The organism is Pseudomonas brenneri, assembly GCF_007858285.1.
In the GTDB taxonomy this organism is placed as follows: Bacteria; Pseudomonadota; Gammaproteobacteria; order Pseudomonadales; family Pseudomonadaceae; genus Aquipseudomonas; species Aquipseudomonas brenneri.
The window spans coordinates 171,869-197,020 of the sequence record NZ_VFIL01000009.1 but is presented as its reverse complement, the minus strand read 5'-3'; the positions used below and the strand labels follow the sequence as shown (position 1 = coordinate 197,020).

22 protein-coding genes are annotated in these 25,152 nt (G+C 61.0%); 14 read left to right on the top strand and 8 right to left on the bottom strand.

Annotation, left to right across the window (positions count from 1 at the left end; genetic code table 11):
- Window positions 1–66 precede the first annotated feature (66 nt).
- The 4 genes from FJD34_RS20395 (at window position 67) to FJD34_RS20380 (ending at window position 4,418) form a co-directional block, all read left to right on the top strand.
- On the top strand, window positions 67–954 hold the full coding sequence (locus FJD34_RS20395; protein ID WP_090292712.1) for an EamA family transporter: 888 nt from the start codon (window positions 67–69) through the stop codon (window positions 952–954).
- A 138-nt stretch (window positions 955–1,092) separates the two neighbouring features.
- On the top strand, window positions 1,093–2,436 hold the full coding sequence (locus tag FJD34_RS20390; RefSeq protein WP_090292711.1) for a CHASE2 domain-containing protein: 1,344 nt from the start codon (window positions 1,093–1,095) through the stop codon (window positions 2,434–2,436).
- Between the two features lie 38 nt (window positions 2,437–2,474).
- On the top strand, window positions 2,475–2,840 hold the full coding sequence (locus tag FJD34_RS20385) for a hypothetical protein (protein ID WP_032856610.1): 366 nt from the start codon (window positions 2,475–2,477) through the stop codon (window positions 2,838–2,840).
- Window positions 2,841–2,852: 12 nt separating this feature from the next.
- Window positions 2,853–4,418 (top strand): M48 family metallopeptidase, encoded by a 1,566-nt coding sequence (locus FJD34_RS20380; protein WP_090292709.1) that lies wholly within the window; start codon window positions 2,853–2,855, stop codon window positions 4,416–4,418.
- Window positions 4,419–4,492: 74 nt separating this feature from the next.
- On the opposite strand, the gene FJD34_RS20375 is transcribed toward FJD34_RS20380, so the two are convergent.
- The gene (locus FJD34_RS20375; RefSeq protein WP_090292708.1) at window positions 4,493–5,788 is read right to left on the bottom strand and encodes an OprD family porin; all 1,296 of its coding nucleotides are present in this window, start codon (window positions 5,786–5,788) and stop codon (window positions 4,493–4,495) included.
- A gap of 469 nt (window positions 5,789–6,257) precedes the next feature.
- Between FJD34_RS20375 and FJD34_RS20370 the strand changes: the two genes are divergently transcribed.
- Window positions 6,258–8,345, top strand: a complete 2,088-nt coding sequence (locus tag FJD34_RS20370; protein ID WP_032856607.1) for a TonB-dependent receptor — start codon at window positions 6,258–6,260, stop codon at window positions 8,343–8,345.
- 58 nt (window positions 8,346–8,403) lie between these two features.
- Here the strand turns inward: FJD34_RS20370 and FJD34_RS20365 are convergent, their stop codons facing one another.
- The 4 genes from FJD34_RS20365 to FJD34_RS20350 form a co-directional block, all read right to left on the bottom strand.
- Entirely contained in the window at window positions 8,404–8,616 is a 213-nt protein-coding gene (locus FJD34_RS20365; protein ID WP_065944495.1) for a hypothetical protein, read from the bottom strand.
- Window positions 8,617–8,859: 243 nt separating this feature from the next.
- Window positions 8,860–9,966, bottom strand: a complete 1,107-nt coding sequence (gene aguA / locus FJD34_RS20360; RefSeq protein WP_032856605.1) for an agmatine deiminase — start codon at window positions 9,964–9,966, stop codon at window positions 8,860–8,862.
- Window positions 9,967–9,971: 5 nt separating this feature from the next.
- Window positions 9,972–10,850 carry an N-carbamoylputrescine amidase gene (gene aguB / locus FJD34_RS20355; RefSeq protein WP_090292706.1) on the bottom strand — a complete coding sequence of 293 codons (879 nt, stop codon included), beginning with the start codon at window positions 10,848–10,850 and terminating at the stop codon, window positions 9,972–9,974.
- Between the two features lie 214 nt (window positions 10,851–11,064).
- Window positions 11,065–13,974, bottom strand: a complete 2,910-nt coding sequence (locus FJD34_RS20350) for an aminotransferase (protein ID WP_090292704.1) — start codon at window positions 13,972–13,974, stop codon at window positions 11,065–11,067.
- Window positions 13,975–14,151: 177 nt separating this feature from the next.
- Between FJD34_RS20350 and rfbB the strand changes: the two genes are divergently transcribed.
- The 7 genes from rfbB to FJD34_RS20315 are packed head-to-tail and all read left to right on the top strand — an operon-like array spanning window position 14,152 to window position 21,231.
- A complete protein-coding gene (rfbB, locus tag FJD34_RS20345; protein WP_090292702.1) occupies window positions 14,152–15,234 on the top strand; it encodes a dTDP-glucose 4,6-dehydratase in 1,083 nt (360 codons plus the stop codon).
- Window positions 15,231–16,106, top strand: a complete 876-nt coding sequence (gene rfbA, locus FJD34_RS20340) for a glucose-1-phosphate thymidylyltransferase RfbA (RefSeq protein WP_065944490.1) — start codon at window positions 15,231–15,233, stop codon at window positions 16,104–16,106. Before rfbB ends, rfbA begins: the two co-directional genes overlap by 4 nt.
- Window positions 16,103–16,648 carry a dTDP-4-dehydrorhamnose 3,5-epimerase gene (rfbC, locus tag FJD34_RS20335; protein ID WP_065944489.1) on the top strand — a complete coding sequence of 182 codons (546 nt, stop codon included), beginning with the start codon at window positions 16,103–16,105 and terminating at the stop codon, window positions 16,646–16,648. Before rfbA ends, rfbC begins: the two co-directional genes overlap by 4 nt.
- Complete coding sequence (rfbD, locus tag FJD34_RS20330; RefSeq protein WP_090292701.1) at window positions 16,645–17,526, top strand: dTDP-4-dehydrorhamnose reductase; 882 nt, start codon at window positions 16,645–16,647, stop codon at window positions 17,524–17,526. Before rfbC ends, rfbD begins: the two co-directional genes overlap by 4 nt.
- A 35-nt stretch (window positions 17,527–17,561) precedes the next feature.
- Window positions 17,562–19,370, top strand: coding sequence for a sensor histidine kinase (locus FJD34_RS20325; RefSeq protein WP_032856624.1), 1,809 nt, complete (start codon window positions 17,562–17,564; stop codon window positions 19,368–19,370).
- Window positions 19,367–20,749, top strand: coding sequence for a sigma-54-dependent transcriptional regulator (locus tag FJD34_RS20320; protein WP_032856599.1), 1,383 nt, complete (start codon window positions 19,367–19,369; stop codon window positions 20,747–20,749). Before FJD34_RS20325 ends, FJD34_RS20320 begins: the two co-directional genes overlap by 4 nt.
- A gap of 26 nt (window positions 20,750–20,775) precedes the next feature.
- Window positions 20,776–21,231: a thioesterase domain-containing protein gene (locus FJD34_RS20315; protein WP_090292699.1), complete on the top strand. Its 456-nt coding sequence runs from the start codon at window positions 20,776–20,778 to the stop codon at window positions 21,229–21,231.
- 145 nt (window positions 21,232–21,376) lie between these two features.
- Here the strand turns inward: FJD34_RS20315 and cysQ are convergent, their stop codons facing one another.
- On the bottom strand, window positions 21,377–22,213 hold the full coding sequence (gene cysQ / locus FJD34_RS20310; RefSeq protein ID WP_032856597.1) for a 3'(2'),5'-bisphosphate nucleotidase CysQ: 837 nt from the start codon (window positions 22,211–22,213) through the stop codon (window positions 21,377–21,379).
- Window positions 22,210–22,776 carry an ADP compounds hydrolase NudE gene (nudE, locus tag FJD34_RS20305; protein WP_065944487.1) on the bottom strand — a complete coding sequence of 189 codons (567 nt, stop codon included), beginning with the start codon at window positions 22,774–22,776 and terminating at the stop codon, window positions 22,210–22,212. The genes cysQ and nudE overlap by 4 nt, the downstream gene beginning before the upstream one ends.
- A 91-nt stretch (window positions 22,777–22,867) precedes the next feature.
- Here nudE and yrfG point away from each other — a divergent pair, with 91 nt between their 5' ends.
- Window positions 22,868–23,536, top strand: coding sequence for a GMP/IMP nucleotidase (gene yrfG / locus FJD34_RS20300; RefSeq protein WP_032856595.1), 669 nt, complete (start codon window positions 22,868–22,870; stop codon window positions 23,534–23,536).
- Window positions 23,537–23,642: 106 nt separating this feature from the next.
- Here yrfG and lysM read toward each other — a convergent pair whose 3' ends face one another.
- Complete coding sequence (lysM, locus tag FJD34_RS20295; RefSeq protein ID WP_032856594.1) at window positions 23,643–24,086, bottom strand: peptidoglycan-binding protein LysM; 444 nt, start codon at window positions 24,084–24,086, stop codon at window positions 23,643–23,645.
- 134 nt (window positions 24,087–24,220) lie between these two features.
- On the opposite strand from lysM, the gene FJD34_RS20290 reads away from it, so the two are divergent.
- Complete coding sequence (locus tag FJD34_RS20290) at window positions 24,221–25,090, top strand: LysR family transcriptional regulator (protein WP_032856593.1); 870 nt, start codon at window positions 24,221–24,223, stop codon at window positions 25,088–25,090.
- The last annotated feature ends 62 nt before the right edge of the window (window positions 25,091–25,152 follow it).

Here is a 25,152-nt window from a genome sequence, read left to right as displayed (position 1 = left end):
TTACGCATAGTTGCGCCTTGGCTGGCGTACTCAAGCGCCGGCGCTGTTTTGTGGAATCAGAACACCATGCAAAAGAAGCATCTGGCCCTGGCCGTGTTGGTGACGGCTGTCTGGGGGCTGAATTTTCCGATTACCAAACTGGGGTTGGTGGGGATCGATCCGCTGTTGCTGACCGCGTTGCGTTTTACCCTGGCGGCGTTGCCGTGGGTATTTTTTGTGCGGCGCCCGGCTATTGCGATGAAGTGGCTGGTGGCCTATGGCTTGATTTTCGGGGTGGCGATGTGGGCCTTGATCAACCTGGGGATTGAACTGGGAGTGCCGCCAGGTACCGCGGCCTTGCTGATCCAGTTCAGCGCATTTTTCACCCTGGGTTGGGGGGTGTTGTTGTTTCGCGAGCAACTGAGCGTCGGACAGATCCTCGGGGTGGGGCTGGCGGCTGTAGGACTGATCGGCATTATCGCCAGCAGTCCAGGCGAAGCGACCACGCTGGGTTACGGCCTGTTGCTAGTAAGTGCGTTCAGTTGGAGTGTGGGCAACGTCATCATCAAGCAATCAAAAGTGCGAGAGATGTTTGCCTTTGTGGTGTGGGCCAGTCTGTTCCCGCCGGTTCCGTTGCTGCTATTGACCTGGCTGGCCCATGGATCGGCGCCGTTCAATGAGCTGGTCACGCATGTGGAGTGGCTGACGGTGTGCTCGCTGCTGTTTCAAGTCTATGCGGCCACGCACTTTTGTTACTGGGGCTGGAATCTGTTGCTGCGCGAGTACCCGGTTTCCAAGGTGGCGCCGCTGTCGTTGCTGATCCCGGTGTTTGGTGTCAGCGGCTCCATGCTGTTGCTTGGGCACCGGGTGGGCTTGAACGAGGGAATCTCTATTGCGCTGATTCTGTCTGCCCTCGCGGTGGGGTTGGTGAAATGGCGTCGGCCCTCACCAGCCACGCCCCGATTGCTGCCGTAGGCGATGGGCGCGAGATGGCACTTAGCCATATTTCTAATTGACACCCCCCTCCCCGTCCTTTAAAACCCATGCATTCGCTGCGTTCATGCGGGAAACCCTGCCCCGTCACAGCACCCGCCGTTTTTTATTGAGACATGGATGTCGAACAACCCCCCGCTGTTCAATCGTCGCCGCTATTTGCTCGCGTTTTTTATCGTGTTGCTGGCGGTGCTCGATCCCTTCGGCCTGGCAAGCTCCAGTGACAAGGCATCCGCCCAGTGGCTCAACCGGATGTTTTCCAGCAATTACCCCAGCACCGGCCAGCAGCACATCGCCGTGGTGTTGATCGATGACGCCTACCTGATGCGTAACAACACCTCATGGCCGATGCCGTATAGCGAGCAGAGCAAGTTATTCAAGCGCCTGCTGGCCTACAAGCCCAAGGCGGTGTTTGTGGATTTGTTGTACAGCCACGATCACTCCCTCGGCGACCCGACGCGCGGCAGTCAGTTACTGGCGAATGTGTTCGAGCGCTATCAGCACCGGGGCATTCCCTTGTTGCTGGCCAATACCGGGGTGACGCGGGGCGAGAATGGGCAAGCCAATACTCTCGAACAATTTGCCGCATTCACCCAGCCCGGGCTGGTGATGTGGTCGGGGGTGGACGACAAGTACCCCTTGGCGATGCCGACGGCGTTAGGGGTGATGGAGACGCCGGCCCTGGCGCTGTACCGCCAGTTCTGCAAGGACCAGCCGTGTGCAGATCTGCCCGCGGATGCCGAGGCGGCTGCGCAACGGCAGCCGATCGCCGTGCAGTGGGGCTTGAAACTGGCACCCGAGCAGGCGCAGATCTCGGATATCCGTCACTGCGCACCGCCGCGCAATTTTGTGCTGGATTGGGTGGCGCAGTTTTTCCAGGCGGTGTTCTGGAAACTCGACGACTCGGCCCAGGCTCGCTGCCCTTATAGCCTGACCCTGTCGGCCAGCGATCTGGAGGTCAGTTCGCCAGAGGATCAGGCGCTGGTGGCCGGCTTGCTGCGCGACCGCCTGGTGATGGTCGGGGCCAGTATCACGTCCACCGGCGACCTGGTGCAGTCACCCGTGCATGGGCTGATTCCCGGGGTGTACCTGCATGCCATGGCCCTGGACAACCTGATCTACAAGGGCATGGATTACGACCGCGAGCCGGCCAATTTCCCCGGTTTCAACCTGCACTGGGTGGACCTGCTGGAGCTGGGGCTGCTGGCGTTGATTCTCGTGCTCAAGGCCCTGCATGCACGGCGCTTGGCCGGCTTACCGAGCTGGACGCGCTGGCACGCTCAAGAAGTCCGCTTCTTCACCTCACCCTACTGGTCGTGGGGCTTGGTGATGCTGATGCTGCTGGCGGTGTGCGGCGTGCTGTATCTGAACCACATCACCCTGGTCAACGTGCTGGGTATTGTTTTGCTGTCATTGGCGCTGTTCAGCGAGCGGATCGAAGCCTTCTTCGACCGTGGCCACTGAAGGGCGCCACCATGTCGTCTCACTCAAGGAAACCAAGGATGAACAGAATCCTCATCGTGTTACTCGCCGCGCTCTACAGCCAGGGCGTGCTGGCCGAAACCCACGTCATCAAGGAGTTCCTGGCCGACCCGGTGGAGGTGGTGGACGAGCAAGGCAAGCTGCAGCGAGAAATCGCCCGCAAAGACACACCCAAGCAACCGGTTCAGGTGTTGCAGCTCAACACGGACCTGGAACTGGTGCTGGTGGAATTGGCTGGGCAGAAAGTCTGGCTGGACACCCGGGACCTGCGAATCGAACCGCCACTGAATGTCATGAGCCTGCCGTGCCAACAAATGCCCCAGAGCCTGGCCAGCGACACGCACAACAAATCCACCCTCGGCTACGGCGCCGGTTGCAGTCAATAAAGGAGTATCGCGGTGAAGGGATATCTATTGCTGGCCAGCGCATTGCTCAGCGGTTGCGCCACCTTGAAGGGTGCGGACCAGGCGTTTCTGAACCTGGTGGGGTCGTCGACCCAGTCGCAGGTCCAGGGCCACTACGTGGATAACAGCGAAGTGCGCCAGTACTACAAGCTCGACCCGCAACGCGCGGGCCAGCAGCGCTTGAGTTACGACGGCCGCACCGTGCCTGCCGCCGAGGCGCGCCAGCAGAACCTGGTGGATATCCCGATGTTGCAGGTGTACTTGCAGGGCATCGTCACGCGCCTGTCCAAGGGCTGGCCGGGGGAGTTGCCGCTGTTGCAGGTGAAGATCACCGACAGCTACAGCTTCGGCCCATCGGCGGATCCCTACGGCAATATTTTCGTGCCGCTGGGGATGCTGGAAAACGTCGGCAGCGAAGATGAAATCGCCGCCATGCTCGGCCATGAAATGAGCCATGTGTTGCTGCATCACCATGACCGCGCCGCCGCCTTCCAGCAGCAGAAAGAAATGTTCACCACCGTGGCCTCCACCGTGGCCCTGGCAACAGTGGCGGCCAACACCGGGGTGGATCGCAGTTCGGGCACCATGAAGCTGTTCAGCAAGGACCCGGCCGGCACGCAAAAAACCATCGGCAACACCGTGTTGTATACCTCGCTGGCCAATAGTTTTTCCGACAATGTGTGGAGCACCGCCTGGGGCCGCAGCCAGGAAGACCAGGCAGATCTGCTCGGCACCGACCTGATGATTCGTGCCGGCTACGCCCCCCGCGCGGCCACTCACAGCCTGGAGCGCCTGAATGATTTCCAGGGCAAGCAGAAGCCGCTGCTGACGGGTTTTCTCACCGCCCGCAAGAACGCGATGCAAGACTCGTTGCAGCAGTTCAACCTCGACCGCTTTACCAAAGAGTTGGATGTGTTGGTCAAAGACGGCCTGAACACCACCATCAGCGCCACCAGCCAGTACTTCAACCGCTCCCACATGTCTGCGCTGGACCGTGACACCGAGCTGCGCCAATACCTGCAACGCGAATACCCCAAGGAGCGCCGCGTCCGGGTCAATAAGCAGAGCTGGCCAAAGGTGCGTGACGCAGCCCCCGTGGCCAAGGCGATGCAGGGCTACAAGGACGCCTACGCCGCCACCGCCGCCCTGGCAAAAAACAAGGTGCCCGAGGCCGATGCGTTTATCCGCCGCGCCTTGGGTTCACCGGTCAAGGACCAGCCGAACATCCGCCGCACCGCCTACGCCGTGCGTCTGGCCCAGGGCAGAAATGCCGAGGCGTTGAAGGAGTTGCAGGCGATCAAGGACTGGTCCCTGGCCGGGCCTTCGACCTATGACTTGATGATCAGCTATTACCTCAAGCGCGGCGACGGCAAGGCGGCGCTGGCGATGATCGACAAGGCCGAACGCAACTTGGGCTCGGAAGAGCTGTTCATCACCGAAAAGCTGCTGGCTAGCCAGCAATTGCAGAATGCCCAGCAGGTGCAGAGTGTGTTGCGCAAATGCGGGCAGTACCCGGCGCGCAAGGCTAACTGCCAGAAACTGGCGCAGGTAAAGGCGTAGGTTTCAGGCAGCCATAAAAAAACCCCGACACGTCGGGGTTTTTTATTGCCTGGTATCAGGCACGACGCGCGATCTTAGAACACGTTGATCGGGTAGTCGGCGAATAGACGGATTTCGTTGCCGCCAACGTTGTAGTTGTTGGCGTTGGTCGAAACACGCAACCAGGAGGCACGGGCACGCAGGCTCAGGTCTTTAGCCGGGCCGCTCTGTACCACGTACTTGAACTGGTTGAAGATTTCACGCTCGGTGCCATCGCCACGGTTGCTACCGTCGTCGATGTTGGTGCCGCGCACGTAAGCGATGTTGTAAGTCAGACCCGGTACGCCGAAGGTGCTGAAGTCAATGCCGTAGCCGACCTGCCAGGAGCGCTCGTCTTTAGCGTTGAAGTCAGACCAGTAGGAGTTGGCCAGCAGGATGGTATTACCACCGTCGCCAATGCCGCTGCCCTTGGTGTTGTTACGATAGCCGCCGTACATGTAGCCGGTATCACCGGAACTGCGCTGGTGAGCCAGGGTCAGGCTGTGCGGACCGAAGGCCCAAGTGGCACCCAGGCTCCAGATTTTGTTGTCACGAGCGTCAGCATCACCCTGGGTCAGCTGGGCGAAGCTCTTGTCCAGCTTGGTCTTGTAGCCGTTGAAGTCAAACGTCAGCGACTGCTCTTGTGGCAGGCCCAGCACGTAGTTGACGTTGACGTATTGCTTCTTCAGTACGTCTTCCATGTCGGATGCGTACAGCGCGGCCGACAGGCTTTCGGTGAACTTGTAGCTACCGCCCAGGTAGGCGATGTTTTTCAGGTTGCCGCTGTCGGTGCCTTCGGCACCTTTTTGGGCTTCCTTGGTGAAGTAACCACCTTGCAGCTCCAGACCTTTGATCTCTTTGGAGACGATCGAGGTACCGGTGTAGGTTTCCGACAACAGACGGGAGTTGTCGTACTGCAGGACCGGCACGGCTGGCATCTGGTCACCGTACTTCAGCACAGTGTTGGAGATGCGAGCCTTGACGGCTGCGCCGCCCTTGGCCAGGTCGTGTGGTGCTGCGCCGCTGTCGCCTTGTTTGAAGAAGTTGATGCCGCCAGCGCCGCTGCGACCTTTACCACCATCCAGACGAATGGCGTATTGGCCAATCACGTCCACACCCACACCGACGGTGCCTTGGGTGAAGCCGGATTCGAACTTACCGATGAAGCCCTGGCCCCATTCGGCTTTATCTTTACCGCCGTCTTTGTAATCGCGGCTGATATACGCATTACGCGCCGCGATGTTCAGGTGGCTGTCTTCCACGAAGCCCTTGGATTGCTCCTGGTCGTTGGCCATTGCCTGTGTAGCGCTCAAAATCCCCAGAGCGATCAGACCCATCCGTTGCTTCAACATTTTTTTATTCCTTATTACTGGTTGAGTACGCGCTGTGACACCTGGCTCCGTTTGGATTTTTTGGTATCGACTTTCCCCGGATAAAAAAAGGCCCGCGGACGACCGAACATGCCGCGGGCCATTTTTTTATAGAGAAGTCATGGCGGTTAGCCACAGGCGTTGAGGCGAATCCTATCCGTGCCCTGAACCACGTGTCAATTTAGTGAATCGTCTGAATTTAGGCGAAAAAAGTCTAAGCAATATTATTTAGCCACTATTTACGCGTTATAGACGCTCAGCCGACTCATAACGTGAATAAGCGCTGGCGGGTAACGCATTTTCCGATGCGACAAAAAAACCTATAAAAACACGCAGAAATATTTAGAAATATTTATTCGAGCCAACAGTACAAGAATAAATCACGCCAGCAAATGGCAAGCATTATCATTCGCGCGCAATTTTTCCTCCCTCTTACGGATGCACCCCCTTAATGCCAGCCTCTCGCCTGACGCCCATGACCCTTGGGCTTTCTGCACTGCTGTGCGCCGGATTTGCCTGCGCCGCGACGACACTGCCCGCTACCTCCATCAGTGCAGAAGCTGACGAGGACGATCCGCGCGTCAAAAACACCAACACCGCCACGCGCACGGCCACGCCGGTGCGCTACGTACCCCAGGCAATCGACTCGGTGAAGACCGAGAACCTGCGCGCCTACGGCACCAACGATCTGGGCCAGGCCTTGAGCGGTATCCCCAACGTCAGCAGCGGCGCCGATACCCGCTTCGACAGCCTGCGTATCCGCGGCTTCGAAGCCAGCAGCGACTTCTACCTCGATGGCATCCGTGACGACAGCCAATACGTGCGCGACCTGCACAACATCGAGCGCATCGACGTGCTCAAAGGCCCTGCCGCTGTGCTGTACGGGCGTGGTGGCCAGGGCGGGATCGTCAACCGCGTCAGCAAGCTGCCCCAGGCCGGGCGTGCTTCCAGTATCGAAGCCCAGGGCGGCACGAACGGGACGCGCAGCCTGTACACCGACTTGAGCGCCGACCCGACGGACAACATCAGCCTGCGGCTGAACATGGGGAACGAGGACACCGACAGCTTGCGCGACAACATCAGCGGCAACCGTAAACTGTTCGCACCGTCGATGAGCTGGCAACTGACCCCGCAATTGAACTGGCTGGTGCAATACGAATACAGCCGCTACGACCGCACCCCGGACCGTGGCATCCCTGGTGTGCGTGGACGCCCGGCCGATGTGAGCCGCGACACCACCTACGGCGACCCGCGCGACTACATCGACGACACCACCCAATCGCTGCGCTCCAAGCTCGCCTATGAGCTCAATGACAGTTGGCAACTGCGCCATACGCTGGGTGTGTTCAAGCTCGACAGCGATTTCGACAACACCTACCTGACCGGCTACGACGCCAAGACCAACACCGTCGGGCGCCAGCGCTGGCAGCAGGATCTGACAACCCGCAATGTGTTCAACAACGTCGAGCTGGAAGGCGGCTTCAACACCTTTGGCCTGGAGCATCGCCTGCTGACCGGCATTGAGCTGGGCAGCCAGCGCCGTGACCCTAAACTGTCTACTTCAACGGCCGTCAAGGACGGCGGCAAAGCGGTCCCCAGCCTGGATCTCAAGCACCCAAATCGCCACCTGAGCCATACCGGGCCGATGTTTGTTTCCAGCAATAACCACACCGAAGTCGAAAGCCAGGGCCTGTACGTGCAGGACCAACTGCGCCTGAACGACCAATGGCAAGTGCTCGCCGGCCTGCGCTACGACCGCTTCGAAGTGGACACCACCAGCAAGGTCACCCACGCTCGGCAAAAGGTTGACAGCCACAACACTAGCCCACGGCTGGGCGTGGTGTGGACGCCGGTGGAGAACCACTCGTTCTACGCGTCGTGGAGCAAGACATTCTCCCCCACCGGTGGCGGCCTGATCGGCATCACCCCGAATGCGGCCGGCAATGCCAACGACCTGAGCCCCGAGCTGACCAAACAAAAGGAAATCGGAGTCAAGAGCGACTGGCTCGACGACCGCCTGAGCACCACCCTCGCCGTCTATGAACTGGAGCTGTACAACCGCCGCACCCGTGACCCGGAGAACCCGCTCGTCACCCTGCTCAGCGGCGTGCAACGCTCCCGAGGGATCGAGCTGACCACCACCGGCAAAATCGTCGGCAACTGGTATGTACGCGGCGGCGTCGGTGTGCAGGATGCCAAGGTCGTCAAAGACAACAACGGCTTTGAAGGCAAACGCATCAGCGACGTGGCCAAGCGCAACGCCAGTCTGTTCGTCACCTGGAAACCGGAAATGGGCTGGTACGCCGAAACCGGCCTGACCCTGGTGGGCGAGCGTTATGCCGACAACGCCAACACCGTTGTATTGCCGGGCTATGGCCGCTGGGACGCCCTGGCCGGGTTCCGGCACAAGGAATGGGATGTGAAAGCAGCACTGAACAACATCAGCGACAAGACGTACTACGCGTCGGCGACCAGCGCCAACCAGATCCAGTTCGGTGACCCGCGTAGCCTGGTGGTCACTGGGACCTATAACTTCTAAGCCACATGCGGTTCATGTGGGAGCGAGCTTGCTCCCACATTTGGATAGTCAGTGCCCGTCAGTTCTGTATCAACTCGCACAACACCTGCATTTCATCCTCGCTGAACAACCCCGCTGGATAACGCTCACTCATCACCCGCCGCGGGTCAGCCTGCCTGATCCGGCGCGAGCCGTTGGCCTTCAACCAGAGTGCCAGCGCGTGAATCGCGTCGCCCCGTACTGCCAGGGGATGGGGCGCGCGTTTATAGACCAGGTTGATATCGGCGTTCATTTCAGCGCTCTCTCCTACTGCTTGAGCGGCTAACTTACTCAAGGTTTATGACAGAACTGCGCAGTCACAAACCCCGATCACTGTCACAGCGCCGATACAAGAGCTGTGCCAATAAGCCCGGGTTATCGGACGCCAGGCACAAAAAAGCCCACGGCCCTGATGGGCCATGGGCTTGCTGTTACTGCCAAGTGCACTGGCTGGCAAGCAGCCGCTTTCCCGGGAAATCGGCTGTTACAACTGCACTCAGATTTTGTGCGGTGCGGGCTGTTGTTGGGTCAGGCAATGGATATTGCCGCCGCCCAGTAACAGTTCACGACCTGGCACCATCACCACTTCATGTTGCGGGAACAGACCCTGGAGGATTTCCCGGGCGCGTTCATCCAGCGGGTCATCAAAGCTCGGCGCGACGATGCCGCCGTTGACGATCAGGAAGTTGACGTAGGAGGCGGCCAACCGCACGGTCGGATTACGCTCCTGGGAACCGTCCACCGGGTCAACCCCGGCGCACTCTTCCTCGGTCGCATACAACGGCCCCGGAATCGGCATTTTATGCACGATAAACGCGCGCCCCTTGGCGTCAGTGCTGTTTTGCAGCACGTCCATGGCGGCATGGCAGCGCACATAGTTCGGATCTTGCGGGTCATCGGTCCAGGCCAGCAACACTTCACCCGGGCGCACGTAGCAGCAGAAGTTATCCACATGGCCGTCGGTTTCGTCGTTGAACAGACCGTCGGGCAGCCAGATGATCTTATCCACCGCCAGGTTGGCGCTGAGTACCGCTTCGATTTGCCCACGATCCAGATGCGGGTTGCGATTGCGGTTGAGCAGGCATTCCTCGGTGGTGATCAGCGTGCCTTCACCGTCGACGTGAATCGAACCACCTTCGAGCACAAACCCCTCGGTGCGATAACGCGGGCTGCGCTCGATCTCAAGGATCTTGCCGCCCACCTGGGAGTCGCGGTTCCACGGCGCATACAAGCCACCGTCAAACCCGCCCCAGGCATTGAAGTCCCAGTTCACGCCACGGACTTCACCCTGGTCATTGATCACGAAGGTCGGCCCGCTGTCGCGTACCCACGCGTCGTCGCTGGACATCTCCACCACGCGAATATTCGGCACATCCAGGCGCGCCCGGGCGTTTTCGTACTGGCCGGCCGACACCGCGACCGTCACCGGCTCAAAGCGCGCAATGGCCTTGGCCACCGCCACATGGGCCGCCTGCGCTGGCTTGCCGCCCAGGCGCCAGTTGTCCGGGCGCTCGGGCCAGATCATCCAGGCCTGGGTCTGGGGTGCCCACTCGGCTGGCATATGGAAGCCGTCAGCGCGAGGCGTGCTGTGCAAAGTGGTCATGGCGATCAGGACTCCAGGGAACCGTCGAGGGTCTTGAGTGCGCCGTACAGGTTCGGCCGGCGATCACGGAACGAGCCCCACGCGCTGCGGATGTGTTCAAGCTCATCGAGGTCGAAGCTGTGCACCAGGATGCCTTCTTCGGTTTCGTTGAGCTCTTGGACTTTTTCGCCGAACTGGTTGGCAATGAACGACGAGCCGTAGAAGTCGATGTCGTAGCCGTCCTGCTCTTCGTTGCCGATACGGTTGCTGGCGATCAGCGGCATCAGGTTGGCGCCGGCATGGCCTTGCTGCACGCGCTGCCAGTGGTCACGGGAGGAAATGCTCTTGTCGTGTGGCTCGCTGCCGATGGCGGTCGGGTAGAACAGGATTTCTGCGCCTTGCAGCGCCATGCTGCGGGCACATTCCGGGAACCACTGGTCCCAGCAGATGCCCACGCCGATTTTCGCGTAGCGGGTGTTCCACACCTTGAAGCCGGTATCGCCCGGGTTGAAGTAGTACTTTTCGTGGTAGCCAGGGCCATCCGGGATGTGGCTTTTACGATAAATCCCGAGGTTGGAGCCGTCGGCATCAATGATCGCGATGCTGTTGAAACGCGCACGGCCGGCCAGCTCGAAGAAGCTGATCGGCAGGACCACTTGCAGTTCCTTGGCGATTTTCTGGAAGTGCTTGATGGCCACGTTGTCGTCAACCGGCGTAGCCAGTTGCAGGTAGTCCGGGTTTGGCTTCTGGCAGAAATACGGGCTCTCGAACAGTTCCTGGATCAGGATGATCTGCGCGCCTTTGGCGGCGGCCTCACGGACCAGCTTTTCAGCGGTCTCGATGTTGGCTTCAAGATCCCAGGAACAAGCCATCTGGGTAGCGGCGACGGTAACGATACGGCTCATGAATCATCTCCTGGGCGGTGGTCAGCGGCCAGGATAACCATGGCCGATGACAGAAAGGGGAATGCTGGACGACTTTATAACGGATAAAAATCGGCTTTTAAAGCTGATCGATCTCCATCTATCGAAAAAATACAAAATATTCCCGATAACAATCGAATTTAAAATTGAAATCCAATCAACAGTGTTGATCTCATTTCAAGTCATTGAAAGGGGTCTACAGCCCTTCATCCAACACCTTCGACAGCATGTCGACAAAGAAATCCACACTGCGTCTGGACGTCACCATCGGCGGTTTGATCTTGAGGATGTTCAGGTAGTCCCCCGTCGGCTGCATGAAAATCCCCAGCTCGCGCAGGCGATCACACAACTTCGCGGTCTCTTGCGTCGCTGGCTCCAGGGTCTGCCGATCCCGCACCAGCTCCAACCCCAGATAGAAACCCGAGCCATGCACCGCCCCCACCAGCGGATGCCGTGCGATCAACGCCTCCAGCCGCACCTTGAAATGCCCGCCGACCACTTGGGCGTTTTCCCAGAGTTTTTCCTCATCCATCACGTCCAGCACCGCCATGCCAATCCGGCAACTGACTGGACTGCCGCCCGAAGACGAGAAGAAGTAGCCCTCAGCCTCCAGCGCTTCGGCGATTTCCCGGCGGGTGATCACCGCGCCCAGAGGCTGGCCGTTGCCCATGCCCTTGGCCATGGTGATGATGTCCGGCACCACGCCCTGCTCTTCAAAACCCCAGAAGAAATGCCCCATGCGGCCATAGCCGACCTGCACTTCATCGGCGATACATACCCCACCCCGGGCGCGAACCAGGGCATACACCTGCTGCAAATAGCCTGGCGGCAGGGAGATACCGCCCGCATTGCCATACACCGGCTCGCAGATAAAACCCGCCAGTTGGCGCTTGCTGGCGGCGATCTTCGCCAGGTTGTGCTCGACGCTGCGCACATAATCCGGTGCACTGTGCGGGCCGCGGAATTCGCCTCGATAAGTGTTGGGCGCGGTCACGGGATGCACCCAGTCCGGCCGGCTGCTCAAGGCCTGGGGGTTGTCGGCGATCGAGGTGGACACCGCATCCGCCGCCACCGACCAGCCGTGATAGGCCTCCAGCACGCTGAGCATGTCGCGCCCGCCGCTGTAGGCCCAGGCCAGGCGGATCGCCAGGTCGTTGGCTTCGGTACCACTGTTGACCAGGAATACGCGGTCCATGGAATCCGGCGCCAGCGCCAGCAGCCGCTCGGAAAACTCGGCAATCGCGGCGTAATGAAAACGCGAGTTGGTGTTGAGCAACGACCACTGCCGTGCCGCCACCTGTGCCATGCGCGGATGGCCGTGGCCCAGCACCGCGACATTGTTGAGCATGTCCAGATAGGAACGGCCCTGCATATCGATCAGATGGTTGCGCCAGCCGCGCTCGATGCGCGGCGGGTCAACGTAATAGTGCTTTTGCGAGCGGGCGAAGCTGGCATCGCGCCGGGCCAGCAAGGCGTCTGGATCCAGCTCCGGCTCAGCGTCACAGGCAAGGCCCAGCAACGTCGCCGGGGACGGGCACAGCGCCTGCCAGGCCGCAGCGCGCGATGGCGTGCAGAACAACGGCGGCTCAAGATCGACGCGGCACAACTGCACCCGTAATGGCCCGCCAGCCTCACCCAGGACCTGGCCCTTGAGCACCGCTGCACCGGGTTGCAACGCGGGTTTCACCCCCCAGAGTCGTACATTCAGTTCCGCGCTGTGCACACATAAGCCGCCATCGGTCGTGCTGCGCAGGGTGCCGGCAAACGGTGCTTGTACGGCAGTGCCTTGGGGCGCATGCAGTTCGACGTGCAGCGCGAAGGTCTCGGGTTCGGTCGCGCAGTCAGGCAGCGTGCGGGACAGCCGATATTGACCATAACGGCTGGCCGCCAGGCCATGGACCGCTGCCGCTTGCTGTAATAGATGTTGGTCGATGCCGGGGGTTTCCCAGTTTCCCGCCTCGAAATGCGGACTGAGCACGCCCAGGTCGATCAGTGCGAATTCGCGCCCCACCAGGCTCGGTAGCAGCGGGGCAAACCCTTCGCTGGCCAGCGGCGCCAGGCTTGTACCGACGCACGCCAGGATCGCCGCGTCCATCAGTTCGAAGGGTACCGAGAGGGCAACCTGGAATATTTCCCACTCGTGCTCGGCATTCTTCAACAGGTAGGTGTTATCCGGGTCCAGGCGCTGTTGCTGTTCACTGCTCAACACCAGGACCGCCGCGCGGGCCACAATCAGCGGCCACAACGCCTGCAACTCTTGCGGTTGCAACGGAGTCAGCGCGTGATAGGCCTGGATCGCCGGCAGGATCGCAAACGGGTCACCTTCGGCGTGGTGCAGTAGGGCGGCGCAAGTCACCGACAGATCGGCAATCCGCCAGGTGTGCACCAAGTCACCGAAATCGATAACGCCCTGCACCTGCCAATGCTGCTGGGTATCGCGCTGCCACATCACATTGTCATCGGTGATGTCCATGTGCGCGGCCTGCCAGGGCAATTGATCCGCCAAGGGGCGCAGGTGCTGCTCGACCTGTACCGCGACCCGCTCCAGGGCCGCGCGCTGGGGCACGTTGTCGAGTGTCGACAATAAATGCCTGATCAGCTCCAGCGCGTGGCGCGGGTCCCATTGCAGGGTGCGCGCAAGCCCCGCATGGGTGAAGCCAGCCAATGCCTGGCTCATCTGCCCGCATAGCCGGCCGAAACCTTCGATCACCCCACGATCCAGGTGCGGCAGGTGGGTCAGCGGCTGGCCGTCGATATAGTCCAGCAGCCGCAGATGCACGGCCTGCCCGGCAACCGTCAGACTCAACAGTTGTTCGCCGGCGAGGGTGCTGATGACCTTGGGCACTCGGACGCTGGCGTGTGCCTGCAAGTGCGCCAGGGCCGCATGCTGGGCGTGCAACTCGATGGCCGCGTACTCGCCACGGCAGATTTTCAGGACGAAGCGCCCACGATCACTGTCGACCCGGTAATTGAGATCTTGCTGGCTGCCCAGGGACTGCAGCGTGCCACCGAGGCCGTAATGCTGCTCAAGCAACTGCAAGGCTTGCCCAGGTCCGACCTGTGGGCACGGCAAACTGGCGCGGTGGATCAATGTATCGAGCAACATCTGACAGCCCCTGGTTTTTTATCTGGCGCTTATATCGCCATTGTTTACGGGGGTTGCGCAACCCCCTGGGCGACAGCCAAGCCGGCAATCTGACCACGCGCCCTTGCACCGGCCTGCGCCACAACACAAGCTATGCTCCATTCGCTTTATGTCTGTCTAAGGAAAAGGGCTTCTGACATGCGCATTCTCATCACCGGCGGTGCAGGATTTATCGGTTCCGCTCTGATCCGGCACTTGATTCAACACACCGGGCATGAAGTGCTCAACCTCGACAAACTGACCTATGCCGGTAATCTTGAGTCGCTGACCAGCATCGCAACCAACACCCGTTATGAGTTCGTCCAGGCCGATATCATCGACCAGGCCACCGTCAGCGCAGTGCTGGCACGCTTCCAGCCCCAGGCCATCATGCACCTGGCCGCTGAGTCCCATGTCGACCGCTCCATCGACGGTCCGTCGGATTTTATCCAGACCAACATCGTCGGCACCTACAGCCTGCTTGAAGCCACTCGCGCCTACTGGCAACAGTTGACAGAGCCGGCCAAGAGCGCCTTCCGTTTCCATCACATTTCCACCGACGAAGTGTATGGCGACCTGCATGGTGTAGATGACCTGTTCACCGAAACCACGCCTTACGCGCCAAGCTCGCCTTACTCCGCCAGCAAGGCGGCGTCCGACCACCTGGTCCGCGCCTGGCAGCGCACCTACGGCTTGCCGGTGCTGCTGACCAACTGCTCGAACAACTACGGGCCGTTCCACTTCCCCGAGAAACTCATCCCGCTGGTGATCCTCAATGCCCTGGCAGGCAAAGCCCTGCCGGTATATGGCGACGGCCTGCAAGTGCGCGACTGGTTGTTTGTCGAAGACCACGCTCGTGCGCTGCTCAAAGTGGTCACCGAAGGTGTGGTGGGCGAGACCTACAACATCGGCGGGCACAACGAGCAGAAGAACATCGACGTGGTGCGTGGCATCTGCGCACTGCTCGAAGAGCTGGCGCCACAGCGCCCGGCCGGCGTTGCCCAGTTCAGCGACCTGATCACTTTCGTCAAGGATCGTCCAGGCCACGACCAGCGCTACGCTATCGATGCCAGCAAGATCGAGCGCGAATTGGGTTGGGTTCCTGAAGAAACCTTCAAAACCGGCCTGCGCAAGACCGTTCAGTGGTATCTGGATAACCTGGAGTGGTGCCGCAGGGTCCAGGACGGCAGCTATCAAGGACAACGACTGGGCAACACCGACCTAAAGGATCTGATCGCATGATGAAGGGAATTGTATTGGCCGGCGGCTCTGGTACACGCCTGCACCCCATTACCCTGGGCGTGTCCAAGCAGTTGTTGCCGGTCTATGACAAACCGATGATCTACTACCCGATCTCGGTGCTGATGCTGGCTGGGATCAAGGAAATCCTGGTGATCTCGACCCCCGCGGACCTGCCGCAATACCGCAATCTGCTGGGAGACGGCAGCCAGTTCGGGGTCACCTTCAGCTATGCCGAACAGCCCAGCCCTGACGGCCTGGCCCAGGCGTTCCTGATTGGTGAAGCGTTTATCGGCAATGATCCCGTGTGCCTGATTCTGGGCGACAACATCTTCCACGGCCAGAGCTTCAGCCAACAATTGCACAGCGCCGTCAAGCGCGGCAAAGGCGCCACGGTATTCGGCTACTGGGTCAAAGACCCGGAGCGCTTTGGCGTGATCGATTTCGATAGCGAAGGCCGCGCGCTGTCTATCGAAGAAAAGCCACTCAAACCCAAATCCAGCTATGCCGTAACGGGCCTGTACTTCTACGACAACGACGTGATCCAGATTGCCAAATCGATCAAGCCATCACCACGCGGCGAACTGGAGATCACCGACGTCAACAACGCCTACCTGCAACGAGGCGACCTTCAGGTTGAGCGCTTCGGTCGCGGCTTCGCCTGGCTCGACACCGGTACCCACGACAGCCTGCTGGAAGCCTCGCAATATGTACAAACCATCGAGCACCGCCAGGGTTTGAAAGTGGCGTGCCTGGAAGAAATCGCCTACCAGAGCGGCTGGATCGACCGCGAGCATTTGCTCGCACGGGCGACGTATTTTGGCAAAACCGGCTATGGACAGTACCTGTTTGCCCTGGCGGGAGAGCCCCGGTGAATATCGTCGAAACCACCTTGCCCGGCGTATTGATCATCGAACCCAAGGTGTTTGGTGATGAACGCGGTTTTTTCTACGAGAGTTTCAACGCCCGCGCATTTGCAGAGGCGACTGGCCTTACGCGCAATTTTGTCCAGGACAACCATTCCCGCTCACAGAAAGGCGTGTTGCGCGGCCTGCATTACCAGTTGGAACACACCCAGGGCAAACTGGTGCGCGTCAGCGCAGGTGAAGTGTTGGACGTGGCGGTCGACATCCGCCGCAATTCACCGAATTTCGGCCAATGGGTGGGCGTGCGCCTGTCCGCGCAGAATCATCGTCAACTGTGGGTACCCGAAGGGTTCGCCCATGGCTTCGTGGTGTTGAGCGACTTCGCCGAGTTTCTCTACAAAACCACCGACTATTACCAGCCAAGTGCCGAGCGCTGCATTGTGTGGAATGACCCAACACTGGCCATTGACTGGCAACTGACCGAGCCGCCACAACTGTCTGCCAAGGATCAGCACGGCAAGCCCCTGCTGGAAGCCGACCTATTCCCATGAGCACCGCCTTGAAAATCCTCATCACCGGCCAACACGGCCAGGTTTCCCGCGAGCTGCAACAGCGGCTCCAGGGCCTGGGGGAGTTGGTCGTGCTCGGTCGCGACCAGCTCGACCTGGCCAACCCCGAGCAGATCCGCCAACAGGTACGCAGCCATCGCCCCGGGTTGATCATCAACGCGGCGGCGCATACCGCTGTCGATCAGGCCGAGAACGAGCCCGATGTGGCCTTCGCGATCAATGCCACGGCGCCCGGTATCCTGGCCGAAGAAGCCAAGGCCTTGGGCATCCCGCTGATCCACTACTCCACCGACTACGTGTTCGACGGCAGCAAGCCTGCGCCCTACACCGAAGACGATGCTCCCAACCCGTTGGGTGTCTACGGCGCGAGCAAACTGGCGGGCGAACAGGCCATCGCGGCAGTGGGTGGTCAGTACCTGATCCTGCGCACCAGTTGGGTGTATTCGAGCCACGGCAAGAATTTCCTGCTGACCATGCAGCGCCTGCTCCAGGAAAAACCTCACATGCGTATCGTCGCCGACCAGATTGGCGCGCCGACCTGGGCCGGGACCATCGCCAACAGCACCCGCGCCCTGATCGAGCGCTGGCAGGCTGGCCAGGCCGGGGACTGGGGCGTGTATCACCTGACAGCCCAGGGCGAAACCTCATGGTTCGGCTTTGCCCAGGCCATCGGCGAGCAACTGCTGGCCGAAGGCAAGGCATGCGCCGCGCTGGAAGGGATTCACGCCAGTGAGTACCCAACGCCCGCCAAACGCCCGTTGAACTCGCGCCTCGATTGCAGCCGCCTGCAACAACACTGGCACGTTAGCCAACCGCAGTGGCGCGAAGCATTGCGCGAGTGTCTTGCACAGCAGCACTAGGCATAATGCGCCTGTACCCACAGGCGCAGACTTACATGACTCCACCCCTTCCACGCAGACCCCGCTGGCGCAGCCTGGCCTTGCTGGCATTGTGCCTGGCGCCACTGCTGTGGCCGCTGGAGCATCTGGCCGAGCGTTACTACCGCAGCGAGCTGGCCGGGCAGAACCGCCAGACCCTCGACCTGTACGTCGCCAACCTGCTGGGTACCCTGCACCGCTACGAAGTGTTGCCGCAAATCCTCGGCGACCTGCCGGCCCTGCGCACCGCCCTGGCAGCGCCCCACGTCAGTACCAACCTGGTCGCCGCCAACCAATTGCTCAAGCAGGTAGCGGCCCAGGCGGGCGTGGAAGTGATGTACCTGATGGACACTCGCGGCAAGACCCTGGCCGCCTCGAACTGGGACAAACAAGACAGCTTCGTCGGCCGCAACTTTTCTTTTCGGCCTTACTTCAGTGAGGCCATGGCCGGGCGCCTGGGTCGTTTCTTCGGCCTGGGGACCACGTCGGCCAAGCGCGGGTATTTCTTCGCCGCCGCAGTCCGCGAAGACGAGCATGTGATCGGCGTGCTGGTGGTCAAGGTCGACCTGGACCATACCGAAAGCCTCTGGGGCCAGACCCCCGAGCAATTGCTGGTCACCGACCACAATGGCGTGGTGATCCTGACCTCACGCCCACAATGGCGTTTTCGCACCACCCGGCCACTGACCGAGGCCGAGCGCCAGGCCATCATCGCGATCCAGCCCTACCCGACCCGCGATCCGCAGCCCCTGAATTTCAGCTCCAGCGCCTGGCTGCGCCAATCCACCGAAATCGCCGAAACCGGCTGGAATGTGGAAATCCTCGCTCCGCGCACCTTGATCGATCGCCCTGTACGCACGGTAGTCGCGGTCGGCGGCGCGACCTTGCTAGTGCTGATGCTGCTGCTGGGCCTGATGATGCAGCGCAGGCGTCATTACCTGGAACGCATTGCCTTTGAAGCCAAGGCCCGGCGCGAGCTGGAAATGCGCGTGGCTGAACGGACCAGCGACCTCGAAGGCCTCAACCGCCGCCTGCGCCAGGAAGTGCTGGAGCGCGAAAATGCCCAGCAGGAACTGGTGCGCGCCCAGGACGATCTGGTGCAGGCCGGCAAACTGTCGGCGCTGGGCACCATGTCGGCCAGTATCAGCCATGAACTCAACCAACCCCTGGCGGCCATCCGCAGTTACGCGGAAAACGCCGAGATTCTCCTCGACCACCAGCGCACCGACGATGCCCGGGGCAATCTCAAGCTGATCAGCGAACTGACCGGGCGCATGGCCTCGATCATCGCGCATTTGCGCGCGTTTGCCCGCCGCGACCGCCATGCCCCGGAAAGCGTGGCCCTGCAGCCGGCCCTGGACGATGCACTGGCGTTGCTGGCCAAGCGCCGGCGCTCCATGGAAGTGGAGCTGATCCGCGACTTGCCAGAGGCATCCTTGTGGGTAGAAGCCGGGGAAACCCGCTTGCGCCAAGTGCTGGGCAACCTGCTGGCCAATGCCCTGGACGCCCTGACCGAAAAAGGTCCGCCGCGCAAACTGTGGCTGAGTGCCGAATCCACCGAACAGGGCGTCAACCTGTACATCCGCGACAACGGGCCGGGGTTCTGCATGGAGGCCCTGGGCCGCGCCGGCGAACCCTTCTACACCACCAAGACCCGCACTCAGGGCCTGGGGTTGGGCCTGGCCATCTGTGACACCCTGATGCGTGCCTTTGGTGGTGAACTGTTGTTCGCCAACCACAAGGAAGGCGGCGCACTGATAACCTTGAAACTGCGCGCCGGAGCACCCGGCGTCAGTCTGCAACCGTCCGAGGACCGCAGTGTATGAGTATCGATAACCAGATTCAGGTGGTGTTGATCGACGATGATCCACACCTGCGTCAGGCCCTGTGCCAGACCCTGGACCTGGCCGGGCTGAAAGTCCTGCCCCTTGGCGAAGCCACCGGCCTTACGGCGCAGCTGTCGCGCGACTGGCCGGGGGTGGTGGTCAGCGACATTCGCATGCCCGGCATGGACGGCCTGGAGCTGCTCGCCGAACTCCACGGCCAGGATCCGGAGTTGCCGGTGCTGCTGATCACCGGCCACGGCGATGTGCCACTGGCGGTGCAGGCGATGCGCGCCGGCGCCTATGATTTCCTCGAAAAACCCTTTGCCAGCGACGCCCTGCTCGACAGCGTACGCCGCGCCCTGGCCCTGCGCCGACTGGTGCTGGACAACCGCAGCCTGCGCCTGGCCTTGAGCGATCGCCAGCAACTGAGCACGCGCCTGGTGGGCCAATCGGCGCCAATGCTGCGCCTGCGCGAGCAGATTGGTGCGCTGGCGGCGACCCGCGCCGATGTGCTGATCCTCGGTGAAACCGGGGCCGGCAAGGAAGTGGTGGCGCGCGCCCTGCACGACCTGTCGAACCGCCGCACCGGGCCCTTCGTTGCCATCAACGCCGGGGCGCTGGCTGAGTCCGTGGTGGAAAGCGAACTGTTCGGCCATGAACCGGGAGCATTTACCGGGGCGCAGAAGCGGCGGATCGGCAAGTTCGAATTTGCCAACGGCGGGACCTTGTTCCTCGATGAAATCGAGAGCATGAGCCTGGATGTGCAGGTCAAGTTGCTGCGCCTGTTGCAGGAGCGTGTGGTCGAGCGCCTGGGGGGTAATCAGCAGATCCCGCTGGATATCCGCATCATCGCCGCCACCAAGGAAGACCTGCGCCAGTCCGCCGACCAGGGCCGCTTTCGTGCGGACTTGTACTACCGCCTGAATGTCGCGCCACTGCGCATTCCACCCCTGCGTGAGCGTGGCGAAGATGCCTTGATGCTGTTCCAGCACTTCGCCGACGAGGCCAGCAGCCGCCACGGCCTGCCGCTGCATGAGTTGCAACCCGGCCAACGGGCAATGCTGCTGCGCCATAACTGGCCCGGCAACGTGCGCGAACTGCAAAACGTCGCCGAACGCTTCGCCCTTGGCCTGGAATTGGCCCTGGACAGCGCACCGGATGGGCCGGCGCCCGGTGTGCCGATGTCTACCGGAGGCTTGAGTGAGCAAGTCGAACACTTTGAAAAAGCCTTGATCGCCGCCGAACTCGGTCGCCCTCACAGCTCCATGCGCAGCCTGGCCGAAGCCCTGGGGGTGCCGCGCAAAACCCTGCATGACAAGCTGCGCAAGCATGGGCTGAACTTTGCCGACAGCGGTAACCAGCACGCCGATGACGAATGACCTTTCCCACCCGCCAAGAGACCGCCATGAGCCGCGATAGCCGTTACCTGGAATCCATTCTGCACCATGACATCCCCCTGACCCGGGAGATGGGCCTCAAGGTACTCGACTGGCAGGATCGGCAACTGCGCCTGCACTTACCCTTGCAAGCCAATATCAACCACAAGAGCACCATGTTCGGTGGCAGCCTGTACTGCGGCGCCGTGCTGGCGGGTTGGGGCTGGCTGCACCTGCAATTGCGCGAGGAAGGGATCGAAGACGGGCACATCGTGATCCAGGAAGGGCAGATCAGCTACCCGCTGCCTGTCACCCAGGACGCCACGGCGATTTGCCAGGCCCCGGAGGACAAGGTTTGGAAGCGCTTTTTGGCGACCTACAAACGCCATGGCCGGGCGCGGCTGGCGTTGCAGACGTGGATTGTGAATGAGGGCAGTGAAGAGCAGGCGGTGGCGTTTAGCGGGCAGTACGTCCTGCACCGCTAAACCCTACAACACATAACCAATGTGGGCACAGGGCTTATGTGGGAGCGGGCTTGCTCGCGATAGCGGAGTGTCAGTCAATACATGTGCTGACTGACCTGCCGCATTCGCGAGCAAGCCCGCTCCCACATTTTGTTCTGCATTGCCTTCAAGAACGGGCCAGCGCCAGCAAGCGCTCGCGCCACGCAGCCTTGGCCGGCAAGGCCAGGAAGAACGGGTTCAACAGCGACGCACGCGCCGGGTAGCTGAACGGCTGGCCATTCAACTCCAACACTTCGCCGCCTGCGCCCTCCAGCACGCCTTGGGCGGCGGCGGTGTCCCACTGTGAGGTCGGCGCCAGGCGTGGATAGCAATCGGCGCTGCCTTCGGCCAACAGGCAAAATTTCAGGGAGCTGCCGATATTGGCCAGTTTCAACGCCCCCAACCCTTCACTCAAACCGTCGAGCAAGCGCTCCTGCTCAGGGCTGGTATGGCGACGGCTGGCAACCACAGTAAACGCCTCGCCTACGGCGGGCTTCTGCCGCACCTGGATCTGCCGGGGCGCAGCATTCACATCGGAGCGCCACGCCCCAAGGCCAGCACCACCGAAGTAACAGCGGCCGCTAGTGGGCATCGACACCACGCCAAACACCACCCGCCCGTGTTCGATCAAGGCAATGTTGACGGTAAACTCTTCACTGCCGCTGATAAATTCCTTGGTGCCATCCAGCGGGTCCACCAGCCACCAGCGCTGCCAGCCAGCGCGCACGCTCTGGTCGATATCGGCGTCTTCTTCCGACAGCACCGGGATGCTCGGGTCCAGCGCGGTGAGGCCAGCGAGAATCAGGTGATGGGCGGCCAGGTCGGCGGCGGTGACCGGCGAATCATCCGCCTTGGCCGTCACGGCCACATCGGCGCGCCAGTACGGCAGGATGACCTCGCCGGCCTGGCGGGCCAGTTCAATCACCGGAGCAATGTACGGGTGGCCGAGGAACAATTCGCTCATGGCTGGTACGCTCCGCGCTGGGTCAGCAGGTCTCGCACCAGGTACAACGCGGCCAGGGCACGGCCTTCGCTGAACTGCGCGTTCTGCGCCAGTTGCGCAAGCTCGCGCAGGTTGACCCGGTCCACGCGCATCGGCTCGGGCTCGTCACCTTCCAGGCGTTCTTCGTACAGATCGGTGGCCAGCACCACCTGGATTTTCTGGCTCATGTAGCCGGGGGAAAGGGACAGTTCAGTCAAGTGCTCCAACTGCCGTGCGCCGTAGCCCGCCTCTTCCTTGAGTTCACGGTCGGCCGCCGCCAGCACGTCTTCGCCCGGCTCGATCAGGCCCTTGGGCAAGGACAGCTCATATTCATCAGTGCCGCCGCAGTATTCTTCCACCAGCAGCGCGTGGTCAGCGTCGATCATCGCCACGATCATCACCGCGCCATACCCTGCGCCACGGCCCACCAGGCGCTCGTAGATCCGCTCAACGCCATTGGAGAAGCGCAACTGCACTTGCTCCACGCGGAACAAACGGCTACTGGCGACAATTTCGCGGGCGAGGACGGTGGGTTTCTGGCGCATAAAGGGCTCCTTGGCGTGATCGGGTTACTATACCGTGGCTTTTCCGATTGTCTGTGTCGGATATATTTACTTACCTGCTTGAGAACCCACCATGCCTCCATTGCCCTGGTCCGATATCGATACCGTCCTGCTGGACATGGACGGCACTTTGCTCGACCTGCATTTCGACAACCACTTCTGGATGGAGCACCTGCCCCGGCGATATGCCGAACTGCACGGGGTGAGCCAGGCCATGGCCGAGATGGAATTGCAGCCGCTGTTCGAGCGTAACGCCGGACAGTTGCAATGGTATTGCCTGGACTTCTGGAGCGCCGAATTGAAGATCCCGGTGCGCGAACTCAAGCTGGAAACCGCCCACCTGATCGCCCTGCGACCGGATGCCGATACCTTCCTGGCAGCCATCAAACAGGCCGGAAAACGCGTGATCCTGATCACCAATGCCCACCGCGACTCGCTGTCGTTGAAGCTGGAACGCATTGAGTTGGCGCCATATTTCGAGCGCCTGATCAGCTCCCATGACTATGGTTTTGCCAAGGAAAACCCGCAGTTCTGGGACGCATTGCAGGCGGACATCGACTTCGACCCGGCGCGCAGCCTGTTTATCGACGATACGTTGCCGATTCTGCGCAGTGCACGGGATTTTGGCGTAGGGCATTTGCTGGCGGTCAAACAGCCGGACAGCCGCAAGGGGCCTAAGGATACGGCGGAGTTTGCTGCTGTGGGGGATTACCGGGAATTGATTTCAGGATTACCGTTGTAGGAGCGAGCTTGCTCGCGAAAAACGTCTAGACAGCGCTTTCATTCAGGATGTCCGCGTCATCGTTAACGACCTTCGCGAGCAAGCTCGCTCCTACAAGGGGACAAGCTTACTCAGGAATACGCAGCGTCTGCCCTGGGTAGATTTTGTCCGGGTGCGACAGTAGCGGCTTGTTGGCCTCGAAGATTTTGTTGTACTTGTTGGCATCGCCATAAACGGTCTTGGAGATCGCACTGAGGGTATCGCCGCTTTTCACCACGACAAAGCGCGAAGCCACCACTACGGCCCCTGGGGCCACGGTAATCTGATCGTCAACAGTAGCCACGCCGGCAATATTGCCCAGCGCCAACAGAATCTTCTCTTTCTCTTCCTGGCTGGCGACTTCACCGGTGACCGTCACCTTGTCGCCGTCCACCGTGGTCTGCACATTCGGGTTACCCAGACCAACCTTGGCAACGTGATCCTTCAACTGCTCACTCGCGTTCGCATTACCCGGCGTCAACAGATCAACGATTTTTTCGCCGGCTTCTTTGATAAAGCTAAAAAGACTCATAGTGCGCTCTCCTTGGGATTGGGTTTCCAGATGCCAAAGACTAGACCAGTCTTACAGACCTTGGTTCCAGTCCGACCAATGACGCAAACGCGCTAGAATCCCTACGCCATTGGAATAAGAGCCCCGGAGCGAAGATGGACATCAAACAACTGAAATTCCTCATCGCCCTCGACGAAACCCGTCACTTCGGCCAGGCCGCCGCGCGCTGCCACATTACCCAGCCGACGCTGTCGATGCGCTTGCGCAGCCTGGAAGAAGAGCTGGAACTGCCGCTGGTCAATCGCGGCCAGCGCTTTGAGGGCTTTACCGCCCCAGGCGAACGGGTGCTGGCGTGGGCGCGTACGGTGCTGGCAGCCTATGACGGCCTGCAGGCCGAGGCGGCAGCCTGCCGGGGCAACCTGGTGGGGACATTGCGCCTGGGCGTGGTGCCGCTGTCGAGCTTTGATCCACTGGCCTTGATGCAACAACTGCACAAGCAACACCCCAGCCTGCGCTTTGAGTTGTCGGCGTTGAGTTCTGAACAGATCCTTGAGCAACTGGCGAGCAATCGCCTGGACCTGGGCGTGTCCTACCTTGAGCGCCTGGACGCCGAGCGCTTTGACTCCCTGGCCCTGGACGAAACCCGCATGGGCCTGCTGTACGACCAACGGTTCTTCAGTTTTGGCGAAAGGCCCCTGAGCTGGGAGGCGCTGATCGAGCTGCCTCTGGGCATGCTCACCAGCGGCATGCACTTTCGCCAATCCATCGACCATAACTTCCACAGCCGGGGCCTGACGCCACAACCGTTGCTGCAAACCGATGCCGTCCATCAGTTGCTGCAGGCCGTGCACGGCGGCCTGTGTTGTGCGGTGATGCCCCTGGACGGCGGCCTCGACGCCCTGACCGAACACCTGCGGCTGCAACCCATCGAAAACGCGCAGACCCTGGCCAAACTGGGGCTGATCATGCGCCGCAGCGCGCCGCGTTCGGCACTGGCCGAGGCGTGTTTCGCGCTCTATCAGTAATCGTTGCTGGAACCTTGATCGACGTCATCTATCGGTAGATCAGTACTGACGATTAGACGCGA